General features: G+C 61.7%; 11 protein-coding genes. 3 read left to right on the top strand and 8 right to left on the bottom strand.

The features are described 5' to 3' along the window. Positions 1-34: 34 nt before the first annotated feature. The gene (locus IVB19_RS01940) at positions 35-745 is read right to left on the bottom strand and encodes a glutathione S-transferase family protein (protein WP_247360830.1); all 711 of its coding nucleotides are present in this window, start codon (positions 743-745) and stop codon (positions 35-37) included. A gap of 109 nt (positions 746-854) precedes the next feature. Here IVB19_RS01940 and IVB19_RS01935 point away from each other — a divergent pair, with 109 nt between their 5' ends. Beyond that, complete coding sequence (locus IVB19_RS01935) at positions 855-1,226, top strand: winged helix-turn-helix transcriptional regulator (RefSeq protein WP_018452950.1); 372 nt, start codon at positions 855-857, stop codon at positions 1,224-1,226. Positions 1,227-1,361: 135 nt separating this feature from the next. Here IVB19_RS01935 and IVB19_RS01930 read toward each other — a convergent pair whose 3' ends face one another. The 5 genes from IVB19_RS01930 to IVB19_RS01910 all read right to left on the bottom strand — a co-directional run bounded on the left by IVB19_RS01930 (position 1,362) and on the right by IVB19_RS01910 (position 8,225). Then, complete coding sequence (locus IVB19_RS01930) at positions 1,362-2,201, bottom strand: CarD family transcriptional regulator (protein ID WP_247360829.1); 840 nt, start codon at positions 2,199-2,201, stop codon at positions 1,362-1,364. A 343-nt stretch (positions 2,202-2,544) separates the two neighbouring features. Next, positions 2,545-2,883, bottom strand: a complete 339-nt coding sequence (gene fdxA, locus IVB19_RS01925; RefSeq protein ID WP_018452948.1) for a ferredoxin FdxA — start codon at positions 2,881-2,883, stop codon at positions 2,545-2,547. A 132-nt stretch (positions 2,884-3,015) separates the two neighbouring features. After that, positions 3,016-3,285 carry an RNA-binding S4 domain-containing protein gene (locus IVB19_RS01920; protein WP_083926310.1) on the bottom strand — a complete coding sequence of 90 codons (270 nt, stop codon included), beginning with the start codon at positions 3,283-3,285 and terminating at the stop codon, positions 3,016-3,018. Between the two features lie 22 nt (positions 3,286-3,307). Then, positions 3,308-6,724, bottom strand: a complete 3,417-nt coding sequence (locus IVB19_RS01915; protein ID WP_247820923.1) for a helicase-related protein — start codon at positions 6,722-6,724, stop codon at positions 3,308-3,310. Positions 6,725-7,415: 691 nt separating this feature from the next. Continuing rightward, on the bottom strand, positions 7,416-8,225 hold the full coding sequence (locus IVB19_RS01910) for a DUF3108 domain-containing protein (RefSeq protein ID WP_204512785.1): 810 nt from the start codon (positions 8,223-8,225) through the stop codon (positions 7,416-7,418). Positions 8,226-8,853: 628 nt separating this feature from the next. Here IVB19_RS01910 and rpmB point away from each other — a divergent pair. Further along, on the top strand, positions 8,854-9,165 hold the full coding sequence (gene rpmB, locus IVB19_RS01905) for a 50S ribosomal protein L28 (protein ID WP_007604603.1): 312 nt from the start codon (positions 8,854-8,856) through the stop codon (positions 9,163-9,165). A 270-nt stretch (positions 9,166-9,435) separates the two neighbouring features. Next, positions 9,436-11,109, top strand: a complete 1,674-nt coding sequence (locus IVB19_RS01900) for an HTH domain-containing protein (protein WP_247820922.1) — start codon at positions 9,436-9,438, stop codon at positions 11,107-11,109. On the opposite strand, the gene IVB19_RS01895 is transcribed toward IVB19_RS01900, so the two are convergent. Together IVB19_RS01895 and IVB19_RS01890 are read right to left on the bottom strand one after the other, a co-directional pair. Continuing rightward, positions 11,104-11,751: a non-canonical purine NTP pyrophosphatase gene (locus tag IVB19_RS01895; protein WP_247820921.1), complete on the bottom strand. Its 648-nt coding sequence runs from the start codon at positions 11,749-11,751 to the stop codon at positions 11,104-11,106. The genes IVB19_RS01900 and IVB19_RS01895 overlap by 6 nt on opposite strands. Before the next feature lie 2 nt (positions 11,752-11,753). After that, complete coding sequence (locus tag IVB19_RS01890) at positions 11,754-12,506, bottom strand: SIR2 family NAD-dependent protein deacylase (protein WP_247820920.1); 753 nt, start codon at positions 12,504-12,506, stop codon at positions 11,754-11,756. Positions 12,507-12,537: the final 31 nt, after the last annotated feature.

The raw sequence follows: 12,537 nt of genomic DNA, 5'->3' as shown, positions 1-12,537 counted from the left end.
GGAGCGGATCGAAGCCGCTCCTCCTCTCCACTGGTTAGGCTTGCTTGCCATATCGCGCGATGACGTCGGCCAGGGCGGTATGGCCTGCGCAGGATCCTGTTCCCGGATCATTGCTGCCGCTCTCCACGGCGGTGGCGTAGATGACCCCGGGATCGGCCTCGAGTTGTTGGCGCAGCGCGGCCAGCTTTGGCCAGCGGCTCCTGTCCGCGACAGCGTGGAAGTCGAGCCAGCGCGCCACACCTGCCAGCAAGGCGTCCGCGAGGGTCGGCCGGTCGGCGAGCAGGAACCTTGCCGGCTCGATCATGCCTTCGAGCTTGTCGTGGCGTTCGATCACCTTTCTCCTTCCGAACTCCCGCAAGGCCGAACGCATGGCGTCGTCCATCGCCACGCCTTCCATTGCGACCCAAAGCGGCGCGAAGGCGCCGGTAAAGCCGGTATTCACGAACGCCATCAGCTGGTGCATGCGATCGGCTTGCGGCGACAACGGATCAAAGCTGATGCGCCGTTCGGTATCCCTGGCTTCGAGCCAAGCCGCGATCGCCATGGTTTCCGTCAGCACATCGCCCCGGTCCGTGATGAGTGCAGGTGTCTCGTGTCGCGGATTGATCCCGGCGTATGACGGGCTCAGCATCTCGCCCAGCATGTCGACGCGACACAGGCGATATGGCCTGCCAAGCCATTCAAGAGCTGCAACGAGCCCCATGGAGCTTCCCATCGGGAAGCCGTAGAGTAGGATTGGATCCATCGATCTATTCTCCGTGATTTCTGATGATCACGCTGCGCAGCGGTCCCGAACCCTAGTCGCTCGCTCCATCAAGTAAATTGCGAACATTTTTGTAACCTGGAGTCCGCCGATGAAAGACCTCGTTTCGAGATGTCCCATCGAGGAAGTGATGCAGATCCTGAGCGGCCGGTGGCCTACGCTTCTGATCTACTATTTGAAACAGGGCACCAAACGGTTCAGCGACTTGCGTCGGGACAATCCGACCATCTCGCACAGGATGCTCGCCCTCGAGCTTCGCAAGCTGGAGGACGCCGGTATCGTGACCCGCACGGAATTCGACGGATACCCGTTGAGGGTCGAGTACGATCTGACCGCCGCCGGCCACACCTTGGTGCCGTTGATCGATGCGTTGGGCGCCTGGTGGTCGACGGTTGCGACTGACGCGCGCGGAGACGACCGCGAGACCGGGCGCGGCGCTTCGGGAAGCGCATCGCGGGTTTGATCCTGCTCAGGACCGCATAGGCTCAAAGCAATTCCGCCCGCTGACGTCCCCGAACCGGGGCGGTCAGCGTCTCCAAAACAAAAAGCCCGGCCGTAAGGCCGGGCTTTGATCTGTTGCGTTCGACGCGCGAGACGTTTACGCGGCCTCGTCGGCGACCGTGGCGCCGCCCTCGGTCTCGTCGCTATCGCCCTCGGCGTCCGCATCGGCCTCGCCTTCGGCGGCTTCGGACTTGGCGCCAGTGCGGCGCGGGCTCTTGGCGAGCTGGGCCTCGATCTCCTTGACCGCTTCGGTCTCGGTCGAGTGCTGCACCACCGCGATCTCGCGGGAGAGACGGTCGAGCGCTGCTTCATAGAGCTGGCGTTCGCTGTAGGACTGCTCGGGCTGCGACTCGGAGCGATAGAGGTCGCGCACGACTTCCGCGATAGCGACGATGTCGCCCGAATTGATCTTCGCTTCGTATTCCTGGGCGCGGCGCGACCACATGGTGCGCTTGACGCGGGCACGGCCCTTGAGGGTCTCGAGCGCACGCTTCACCAGCGCGGGGTCGGAGAGCTTGCGCATGCCGACATTGGCGACCTTGGCGGTCGGCACGCGCAGCGTCATCTTGTCCTTGATGAAGTTGATGACGAACAGCTCGAGCTTCGCGCCGGCGATCTCCTGCTCCTCGATGGCCAGAATCTGGCCGACGCCGTGAGCGGGATAGACGACGAATTCGTTGGCCTTGAAGCCCTGACGCTGGGTCACAACCTTCTTTTCCTCGACCTTCGGCGCAACAGCCGCGGGCTTCACGGCCGGCTTGGCGGCAGCAACAGGGGCCTTGGCAGGAGCAGCAGCAACAGGAGCCTTTGCGGCGGGCTTGGCAGCGGGAGCCTTGGCAGCGGGAGCCTTGGCAACAGCGGGCTTGGCGGCAGGCTTGGCGGCAACAGGCTTGGCAACGGTCGCTTTCGCGGCCGGCTTGGCAGTCTTGTTAGGCATTGCGCTTCTTTTGTTCTTCGAGGACTTTGCAGCCGGCGCCTTCGTCGCGGTCCGACCCTTGGATGCGCTACGGCTGGCCGCGGCGACTTTCTTGGCGTCCTTATGGGAAGCCTTCGCTGAAGTACTCTTTTTACGCGTTTTCTGTGACACAGCCTGCGCGCGGAAACTGCCACGCCCCTGTTCGACATTTGGTTTCACGGGAACCCAAGGGGCCGACGGGGCTAACCAGGGTTCGGCTCAATGTGCCCAATATAGCACATTTCCCGCAAAAATCAATGATTTAGGGGTGTTAAGGGCTGGTTTTCGGCGGTAAGGCCGCTAATAGGGTTAAGTTTGGCCCGAATTAGTCGCCGGAGCCGGGGTTCGGCGAGAAATACTTGTCGAACTTGCCCTCCATGCCGTCGAAATCCTTGGCGTCGTCGGGTGATTCTTTCTTCTGGGTGATGTTCGGCCAGCTCTTGGCGTAGTCGGCGTTGACCGTGAGCCACTTTTCCAGGCCCGGTTCCGTGTCCGGCTTGATGGCATCGGCGGGGCATTCCGGCTCGCACACGCCGCAGTCGATGCACTCGTCAGGATGGATGACGAGCATGTTCTCGCCCTCATAGAAACAGTCGACCGGGCAGACCTCGACGCAGTCGGTGTACTTGCACTTGATGCACGCTTCAGTGACGACGTAAGTCATCCAACGCTCCGAAAAGCTCTTTTAAAAGTCGCGGCTTGCGTAGCGCGGATGGCCCGGCGCCGCAAGCTCAGGAACGGCCGATCATGACGGCTTTATGCGCTTGATCGACCAAGAAATGAATTCAAAGCGCAATTAATTGCGCTGAGAACTTGGCGGGCCTTCACCGAGCTCTTCGTAGAGCACACGGGCCGAGGCGGCGTCGCCGCGGCGCTCGTTGAAGGCGATGACTTTCAAGACGCGCACGGTGCGATCGAGCGCGATGGTGAGCACGTCGCCGATCTTGATCGCATGCCCCGGCGATTTCTCGCGTGCACCGTTGACGCGAACATGGCCGGACTCGACAAGCGCGGCCGCGGAGGTGCGCGCCTTCACCACCCGCGCGTGCCACAGCCATTTGTCGATGCGCTGCCGCTCGGTCGTGGGCTCACTCCTTACGCCCGGACAGCTGCTCCTTCAGCGCAGCGAGCTTCGCGAACGGCGAGTTCGGATCGACCGGACGATCGCGCTCGCGCGGGGTGGCGCTCGATGCGTAGGGACGCAGCGACGGTCCGCCCTGGCGGTCGCGGCCCTTGTCGCGGTCGCGGCCACGGTTATCGCGGCCCTTGTCGCGATCGCCGCCGAACTTGCCCTTGTTGCGGTCCTTGTTGTCGCGGTCCTTGTTGCCGCCATTTTTGCCCTCGAAGCGGCGGTTCTTGTCGTCGCGGCCCTCGGGACGCGGCGCAGCTTCGGCGCTACCTTCTCGCGGCTTGCGGAAGTCCCTGCCACCATCTCGACGATGACCGCCGCCATGGCGATGGCGCTCACCGCGCTTCTCGCCGTCGGCGGCAGGCTGGGCTTCGCCTTCGGCAGGCGCAGCGCCGGCTTCAGCGCCCGCCTGTGGACGCGGCTGGTGATGACGCTGGTTGCGATGGCGCTCGTGGCGCGGCTTGCGATCATCGTGACGGCCCGCGGGACGCCAGACCTCGATGAGCTCGGGCTCGGCGGGCGTCGCCGCGGCTTCCACGGGCGCTGCCGCATCGGCCGACGCAGCGGCTTCAGTTGCAGCGGTCTCTGCAGGCGCGGTTTCGGCAGGTGCGGTTTCGACTGCTTCAGCGGGGGCAACAGGCTCTTCCGCAGGTGGCGCGATGCCGGGAGCGTCTTCCGGCGTGACGGAAGCTTCGAGCGCCGGCTCGTCATGCGCGGGCTCGTCGTGCTGCTCCATCCCGGGCGCGTCTTCGACGGTCACAGGCTCGGCAGCGGCTTCGATCGCGGCATCCGCAGGGGTTGCGGCGTCCTCGACCGGCGTTTCGGTTGCGGGCGTCTCTTCGCTGGAGGCTTCAGCAACAGGCGCGTCAGCAATAGGCGTCTCGACAACAGCCGCGGCGGGCTTCGCCGGCAGCGGCGGGCGCTTGTCCATGCGATAGCCGAGCGCACGCAGCACGGAGGCAAAGTCTTCGCCGGCGGAGCCGGTGAGCGAGGTCATCGCCTGCGTCACCACAAAGCTGCGGCCGTCGAATGCCCCGGCGGGCTTTTCGCCAGACGCGTTCTCGCGCCAGGCCAGCGCCGGACGGATCAGATCGGCCAGGCGCTCGAGGATATCGACGCGCACGGCGCGCTCGCCGGCCTGCTTGTAGCCGAGCACGCGATAGGCATCGCGCGGCAGCTGCTTGTCGACCGGGAACGAGGTGCGGCCGGAGCTTGCCAGATGCTGCGCGCCCGACAGCGCGGAGGGATCGACATTGTCCTGCTTCAGCGCCCAGAGCAGCGCGGCCAGCGCACGCCCGGCCGGCTTGAGCAGGCCGGGGAAATAGAGGTGATAGGCGCCGAAGCGGACGCCGTATTTGCGCAAGGTCGCGCGCGAGGGCTGGTCGAGATCCTTCAGCTCGTTGGCGATCTTCGGGCGCTCCAGCACGCCGAGCGCCTCGACGAGCTGATAGGCGATGCCGCGGGCGATGCCGGTGACGTCCTCGGCCTTGCTGAGCTCGAACAGCGGCCCGAGCAGCTTTTCGATATGCGTCTTGAGCCAGAGCTCGAGCCGCGCCTGCACCTTGTCGCGGGGGGCGCCCGTGAGGCGTTCGTCGGAGATGATGCGGATGCGCGGATGCAGCGCTTCCTCTGCGGCAGACAGCCGCGCCACGGCGTCGCCGGTCCAGCGGATCATGCCTTCCGAGGTCAGCACGAACTGCTCGTCCGGTGCGTTGCCCAGTTTTTCGGCGCGCGCGTTGATCTCGCCGGCGAGCACGGCCTGCGCTGCAGCCTGCAACGCTTTCGCATCGGAGCCGGCTTCCGCCGCATCCGGTGCAAAGGTGAAGCCATCGAGGCGGCCGATGACATGGCCTTCGACGATGACTTCGCCGGTCTTGCCGATTTCCGTATTCAAGCTCGTGTTCTCCCGCAGGCGGCGCATCAATACACTGGTCCGGCGATCAACGAAACGCTCAGTCAAGCGTTCATGGAGCGCATCCGATAATTTATTTTCGACCTCGCGGGCGATCCCCTGCCAGCGTTCGGGGTCTTTCAGCCAGTCAGGGCGGTTGGCGACGAAGGTCCAGGTGCGAATCTGCGCGATCCGGGCCGACAGCGTGTCGATATCGCCGTCGACGCGGTCGGCCTGGTCGATCTGGGTCCTGAACCAGGCGTCGGGGATGCATCCCTTCCGCATCAGGAAGCCGTACAGCGTCGTCACCAGCTCGGCATGGGCGGCCGGCGACAGCTTTCGATAATCCGGGACCTGGCAGGCCTCCCACAGCCGTTCCACCGCGTCCTTGCCATGCGCGACGTCGCGCACCTCGGCGTCGCGGGCGGCATGGTCGAGCACGCGCATGTCCTCGGCAATCGGCGCACGCGTCAGCGCGTCGTGGCCGGGGGCCAGGTTCAGCGACACCTGGAGCGCGCCGAGGGAAGCGAAATCCAGCTTCGAATTGCGCCATTGCAAAACCTTCACCGGATCGAAGGTGTGGTTCTGCAGCGCATTGACGAGCTCGGGCTCGAACGGCGCGCAGCGACCGGTGGTGCCGAAGGTGCCGTTGCGGGTGGCGCGGCCGGCGCGGCCGGCGATCTGGGCGAATTCGGACGGCGTCAGCCGGCGGAACTGGTAGCCGTCGTACTTGCGGTCGGAGGCAAAGGCGACGTGGTCGACGTCGAGATTGAGGCCCATGCCGACGGCGTCGGTGGCGACGAGGTAATCGACCTCGCCGTTCTGGAACATCGCGACCTGCGCGTTGCGGGTGCGCGGCGACAGCGAGCCCAGCACCACCGCGGCGCCGCCATGCTGGCGGCGGATCAGCTCGGCGATGGCGTAGACCTCGTCGGCCGAGAAGGCGACGATGGCGGTGCGGCGCGGCTGCCGCGTGATCTTGCGATCACCCGCGAATTCCAGCTGCGACAAGCGCGGCCGCGTGATCATGGAGACGCCCGGCAGCAGCCGCTCGATGATCGGACGCATGGTCGCTGCGCCGAGCAGCAGCGTCTCGTCGCGGCCGCGGCGGTTGAGGATGCGGTCGGTGAAGACATGGCCGCGTTCCAGATCGGATGCGATCTGCACCTCGTCGACGGCAAGGAAGGAGACGTCGAGATCCCGCGGCATCGCCTCGACGGTCGAGACCCAGTAGCGCGGCGCTTTCGGCTTGATCTTCTCCTCGCCGGTCACGAGCGCGACGGCATCGGGGCCGACCCTTGCTGCGATCTTGTTGTAGACCTCGCGCGCGAGCAGGCGCAGCGGCAGCCCGATCATGCCGGAGGGATGCGCGAGCATCCGCTCGATGGCGAGATGGGTCTTGCCGGTGTTGGTGGGACCGAGCACCGCAGTGACGCCGGCGCCGGGAAGCCGCTCGGAAGCGAAGGGGGAGGAGGAAAAAGGCATCTGGGGGATTAGGTAATGGCGATTGGGGCGAATGTCAGTGCTGTTTTGGGGCGGTGGCGCGAAGGGCCTGGAAGTCACCTCGCTGCGGCTTCTCCGCCGTCATGCCCCGGCTTGACCGGGGCATCCAGTACGCTGCGGCTTCTCCGCTCAACCACAGACGCCTCGGCGTACTGGATCGCCCGGTCAAGCCGGGCGATGACACCGAGAGTGTGGGAGCATTCTCCCCGAACCCAGCGCAACTGTCTCACTTTGCGACGCTTTTCCCGTTGGCTTTAAGCTTCGGAACGAGTTGAGAACGAATCGCGGCCGAATCGCTGACTCCCCCTTGAGTCCTGTTCCGTTCACGCAAGATGTCGCGGGAGGCTTGTTGGGTCGCACTAGATGGAGTTTTGGCCTGCCGCACAAGCGACGTTGAGATGGCGGATTCGTTAAAGCTGGGGACGGCGCGGAGTCGAATCAGAATCGGGGAGGAGTCAAATGGATTCCCGGTTCTCGACCCCCTCCAAACAAAATGCGCGAAAACAACCCCATGCACAGTAGGGATGTTGTTGAAATCATTGATGTTTATTTTCACCAAAAGGGAGGTCCGTAGCCCGCATGGAGCGGAGCGCAATGCGGGGGCCGAAGCAAAGAACCCCGGATTACGCTGCGCTCCATCCGGGCTACGGCAGCGGGGCTACGGCACCCAGGCCTACTGCGTCTTCGCGACCTTGGGCGGCTGGGCGCTGGTGATGAAGGAGGTCGCTTCCAGCATGGCCGGCCCGAGCGGGGTCGGCACTTTCAGCCAGAACGGGACCAGGATGCGCGTTCCGGCGATCGGCGCGAACGCGACCTCGATGTTGCGCTGGGCGGCGAGATATTTGATCACCGGACGGTCGGGGATGTAGCCGGCGATGGGAACGAAATACAGCGAGCAGACCACGACCTGGCCGTGGTAGCCCTTCTCCGCCTTGACGTTTTCCATGCGCTTGAAATCGAGCTTGAGTTCGTAGCGCATGCGGCCGTCGAACACGGCGGCGCTGCCGTGGCAGGCGTCCGCCGACAGCACCTCGCCGCTGCCGGATACACGCACCAGCGAGGCCGTCATCGGGTCCCAGACGCCGCGGCGATGCGCATCGGTGACGACGATGCGGTCGGGATCGACCGGCGGCTCCGGCACGATGGCAAAATCCTTCACATTGCCCTTGTCGAGCGTGATGCGGATCTCTTCGGTCTTCTTCGAGGTGGTGGTGGAGGCCTGGTAGCCGGTCGCGACCAGCGCGCCGTTGACGACGCGGCCCTGCGAGGCGCCGGTGCCCGACCCGCCCGCGAACGATTTCAAAAGCCCCGAGGTGCCGCCGGAGGCCGCGGCCGCGAACACATCGTCCTGGATGTCGATATTCCAGGCGCCCTTGCCGACGGGAATGCCCGCCAGCGTCGCCTCGTATTGCGCCTCGAGCTTGCCCTGCGCCGCCGCGGGCTCCGCCGCCCACGCCAACACCAGCCCGCCAAGGGCCGCCATGACCCAGCGGCCGGCAGGGCGCGGATGGCTTACGCGCGGATTCCTTGCGCGCCGCTCCGCTGAGCGCAGGCAGGGCGCAAGATGAGGCGTTGTGAGCACGAAACAATCCAATCGGGGCGCGAACGGTTGTTACTTAAGCCAAATAGCGCGCCAAGCAATGCGTCCGGGCCTGTCGGCGGCCGGAACTCCACTGGACTTTTCGGGCGCGAATACGCCCTTTATGTGATGGTAAGGCGCGATAATCATTGCCGTTTTGGTGATCGGGGTGGGGCTGAAAAGCGCACCTCACCCCGCCACCTCCACCGCTGTCATGCCCCGGCTTGACCGGGGCATCCAGTACGCCGCGGCCCCTCTGGTCAGCCGTACCGCCTCTGGAATACTGGATCGCCCGGTCCCGGCTCCGCCAAGGCTACGCCGAGGCCCACACGGGTGCTCGGCCCGCCGAAGCTTCAGCGAAGGCGGCGAGCCGGGCGATGACAGCTAGCTTGGAGCACGAAACCCGCCCCAAAACCTTGACGTCCCGCCGCTTCCCCCCTATACGTCCGCCCGCTCCCTGCAAGGACAGAGATTTGCCCGTGGCGCCCCGAATGGCGGCCGCACATCGTTGGGAAAGATTGAGGATTTTGCCATGTCTCGCCGCTGCGAATTGACGGCCAAGGGCCCCCAGGTCGGCCACACGGTCAGCCACTCCAACATCAAGACCAAGCGCCGCTTCCTGCCGAACCTGGTCAACGTGACCTTCATCAGCGAAGCGCTGGGCCGCAACGTGCGCCTGCGCGTCTCCACCAACGCGATCAAGAGCGTCGACCACAATGGCGGCCTCGATCCCTTCCTGCTCAAGGCCAAGGCCGCCGTGCTGTCGCCGCGCGCCCTCGAGCTGAAGCGCGCCATCCAGAAGAAGGTCGGCCCGACCCCCGCGCCGGCGAAGAAGGCGAGCTAAGAGTTATCGGAATGGGCGGAGGCTTGCGTCGCGAGGCGTAGGCTAAGCCGGAAGAGTTTGCGTGACGGCCGGATCGGAAGATCCGGCCGTTTTTGTTTTTGCGGTTGAAATGTCTATGTCGCCGCATCGCTTGGAGTAGGTTACGCTAAGATCATCAATTGACACGACTTTTTGGGAGCCTCTCAACGACAGCCGCATCGTCCTTCGCGCGCGGCTTAGATCGAGGTAGCTTTTGAGTGAGCACTCGCCGAGCGGAAGCACATCATCCTAATGCATAGTTACCAAAAACAAACGGTTGCCGTGCAGAATCAGACCGACGAGCGCGTCGAAGGTGAACGACAAACCTTTCTTCGTGTCGCGGAGATTGTGTTGAGCAAGTCTCGTGTCCCACTTAGCGCTGGTGAGATTGTTGATCGAGGAGTCGAGCAAGGACTCTTTGGCGACCACACAATGGGTCGCACACCTCAGAAATCCATGCAGGCTCGGCTTAGCATGGACATCTTACACAGAAAGTCTGACTCACGATTTGTTCGAACTGGTCGCGGGCGCTTTATCCTTCGCGCTTCCCTAGGAGCACCATTAAGTGAGCCGGACATTGCGCCCGGCGAAGTTCCGTCTGAATACGTAGCCGAGCGCCGTGTACTAAATACGCCGCACGAAGAAGTTCTGTGCGTTCCAGAATCTGCATATCGCGATGTCCTGACCTTTCAAGGTATAGACACCGATACATCCTCCATACTGGGGCAGCTTCTTAGCGAAAAAACTACCACCTACCTCGGGCGAGCTGAGGCTGAGGTCAACAACGACGCGAAGCAATTCATAACGTACGTCTTGGTTCAATGTGGTCAGCGCCTGCTGTTCTTCAAGCGATCCTATCTCAGCCGAGCAGCCGAATTTCTAAGAGGATCGAAGTGCATTGGCTTCGGTGGCCACGTTAGCGCCGCTGATCTCGACATGCTTTCGCGAGCCGACTTTGGTTTGTCAGCTTGTGGACGCAGAGAGCTCGCGGAAGAACTTTTTTTGCCAGATCGAACCAGACGAAAACGCAAGGTCTCGGCTGAGGCAAGTCTTACGGATAAACCTACTATCGATCTCTTTCAAAGCGTCCCACTAGAGTGTTTGGGAGTTCTGAATGACGACTCTTCGGAGGTCGGAAGGCGGCACGTTGCCATTGTTTACCGTGCATGGCTTCCCGATTGGAACACAGCCAAGAAGCTGCAGAAGGGCGATTCATCGATCAAAGGCCTGGGATGGATCGATCTTTCAAAGGACAAGGTCGACATAACCGATTTCGAGTATTGGTCGCAGCTATGTTTGCGACGCTTTTATCCGTCCACTCTCTTCACGCGAGCAAGACTCGAAATCGTAAATAACTCTCGCTTTGCGACCGACCGCATCTTAGTTGTCGCGGGCCGAATTGGATCGGGGAAGTCGGAGACCGCCAATTACCTCAGCCAACGCTTACAATGCTCTTTGATCAAGACTGGGGAGTTGGTTCGCACGCTAATGGAATCACCTCCAATTGCGGAGATTGGACGAGAGGAATTTCAAACTCGAGCATACGAATTCATCAGTGCGGAAGGCGGCACTAAGAAGTTGGCTGACGCCATCGCGAGCCAAATCGCGCACGAAGGTGGCAATCGTACGATTGTCGATGGAATTCGAAATCTCGACACCTTCGAGCACTTAGAAAGAAAGTGCGCTGGCGGGATCGGACTACTCTTTGTACAGACCCCACCGGATCTCGCGTTCGACATGTATCGCGCCAGAGAGGCAGGAACGCTGAAATTCAGCTATCGCGATTTTCTTAAGGTATACGACGCCCCAGTAGAGGGGGAGATCTCAAGCCTAGGCCGCCGAGCAAACGCCTACATCTACAACTCTTTTGGGATGGAAGCCTTTCGGCGAACGCTAGACGAGCTATTGCCGCAAATGCGTTCATAGCGCTGGAAATAAAGACGGTTCAGCGGCCAAGCGATACGTCATGAATGCCTTGAGGGCCTTAATTGATTGCGATACGAGGAGCTTTTCCCCGAGACCTGAATGATCGTTCTTCACGATCTCCGCATAGGTCCGGCCGCCGAAGCCGTCAGGACAAAAAATGGTGTCCCAGTAGAACTCTCTAATTCCTCTTGGAGAATTACTCAAAGCGCCTTGGGTCTCGCCAACAAAGGTGTGGACGTTCAAACCGTCACAATAGCCAACCACAGCTCGCGCGATCGCTCTAGTGGTGAGCGTCGAACAAGCCGCCACAAACTGCTCGGGAGCAAGAGAGTCCCACATCGGCTGAGTAAGTCCACCCGGAAACGACTTATCCCCGAAGCCTTCCAGAACGAGCCCTGCATGCTCAACAATGCAGGGGATCTGAATCTGTCGATACGCAGATTCAACTTTGAACTTAACCATAGACTCGAGATCGCATAATAGCGGCTCCGTTGTTGCGATCTTCCTAAAGCGGATATCGAAGAGCTCACCCAGCTTCTTGCCGGTATACTCAAGCTCGATCGTGTCCTTCGCTAGTGCCCATTCCTCCTTCTTGTAATCACTCCAGGAGCAATACGCGATTTGTATGGGAGAGGAGCTCATCACTAGATTCTCATCTCATGAAGCACTTCAGCGACGTTCTTTGATATATCTTCCGCCCCAACGGGTATGACATCGATGTTGCGCTCATTGAAGAGGCGCCGCTCGAATTCCGACGGCTCTGGCAGAACTATGTATGCTCTTCTCCCACTCGAAGAGTTTGGCAGATCGGAAAATAAGCGATTCACGATGTGAAATAAGTAATTCACATTCGGATCGCGGAAGCTGTATCCGATAAACAGAACGGCTCTACCAAGTATGTCGCCCCGCAACTTGAAGTCCATTGGACTCTCCAATCGCATCCGCTCCATGTATTGCGATTCGGAGACCACCATCTGTTGAGGACTATTGAAGTCGCCGTGAAATTTGACGACTTCGATCACGGACCTATCATGCGCAATTGTGTGTTCGCCGGATACGATGTGTGTATTTCGTCCGCTCTTCTTTAGAGCTCGTTCGATAAAATCGTCATAATTTGTTGTATAGTAGAGGCTGCAACGATCCAGTTGAACCAACTCTGAATGCACCGGCGAGGCAAGAATGTCTGCATCCGTCGCTTCGGCGAATTGTAGCGAAAGCCAATTCGTTAGCGGTGCGAGCTCGCGGTTCAAAATCTTGAAGTACTCCAAGATTTGGAGGTCACTTCCCCGCATCCGTAGCAAATTTTCGTCATTACAGCCAATCAGCTTCGCTGCTTGGTCCACCATCGCTTCCCAGGAGGGCCCCCTCTTGGTTCCTCCGTCCCAGGTAACTGACATTGACGCTCCTGCGCCGACGAACGGGACGACG

The sequence above is a fragment of the Bradyrhizobium sp. 187 genome (assembly GCF_023101005.1).
GTDB classification, from domain to species: domain Bacteria; phylum Pseudomonadota; class Alphaproteobacteria; order Rhizobiales; family Xanthobacteraceae; genus Bradyrhizobium; species Bradyrhizobium canariense_D.
Note: the sequence above shows the minus strand (reverse complement) of the source record. Positions and strands in the feature narration are given on the sequence as shown.

Coding starts and splice junctions, on each gene's coding strand:
- IVB19_RS01910 (WP_204512785.1), bottom strand. CDS start 8,225: ATGGCGGCCCTTGGCGGGCTGGTGTTGGCGTGGGCGGCGGAGCCCGCG.
- fdxA (WP_018452948.1), bottom strand. CDS start 2,883: ATGACTTACGTCGTCACTGAAGCGTGCATCAAGTGCAAGTACACCGAC.
- IVB19_RS01900 (WP_247820922.1), top strand. CDS start 9,436: ATGCATAGTTACCAAAAACAAACGGTTGCCGTGCAGAATCAGACCGAC.
- IVB19_RS01935 (WP_018452950.1), top strand. CDS start 855: ATGAAAGACCTCGTTTCGAGATGTCCCATCGAGGAAGTGATGCAGATC.
- IVB19_RS01895 (WP_247820921.1), bottom strand. CDS start 11,751: ATGAGCTCCTCTCCCATACAAATCGCGTATTGCTCCTGGAGTGATTAC.
- rpmB (WP_007604603.1), top strand. CDS start 8,854: ATGTCTCGCCGCTGCGAATTGACGGCCAAGGGCCCCCAGGTCGGCCAC.
- IVB19_RS01890 (WP_247820920.1), bottom strand. CDS start 12,506: ATGTCAGTTACCTGGGACGGAGGAACCAAGAGGGGGCCCTCCTGGGAA.
- IVB19_RS01915 (WP_247820923.1), bottom strand. CDS start 6,724: ATGCCTTTTTCCTCCTCCCCCTTCGCTTCCGAGCGGCTTCCCGGCGCC.
- IVB19_RS01930 (WP_247360829.1), bottom strand. CDS start 2,201: ATGCCTAACAAGACTGCCAAGCCGGCCGCGAAAGCGACCGTTGCCAAG.
- IVB19_RS01940 (WP_247360830.1), bottom strand. CDS start 745: ATGGATCCAATCCTACTCTACGGCTTCCCGATGGGAAGCTCCATGGGG.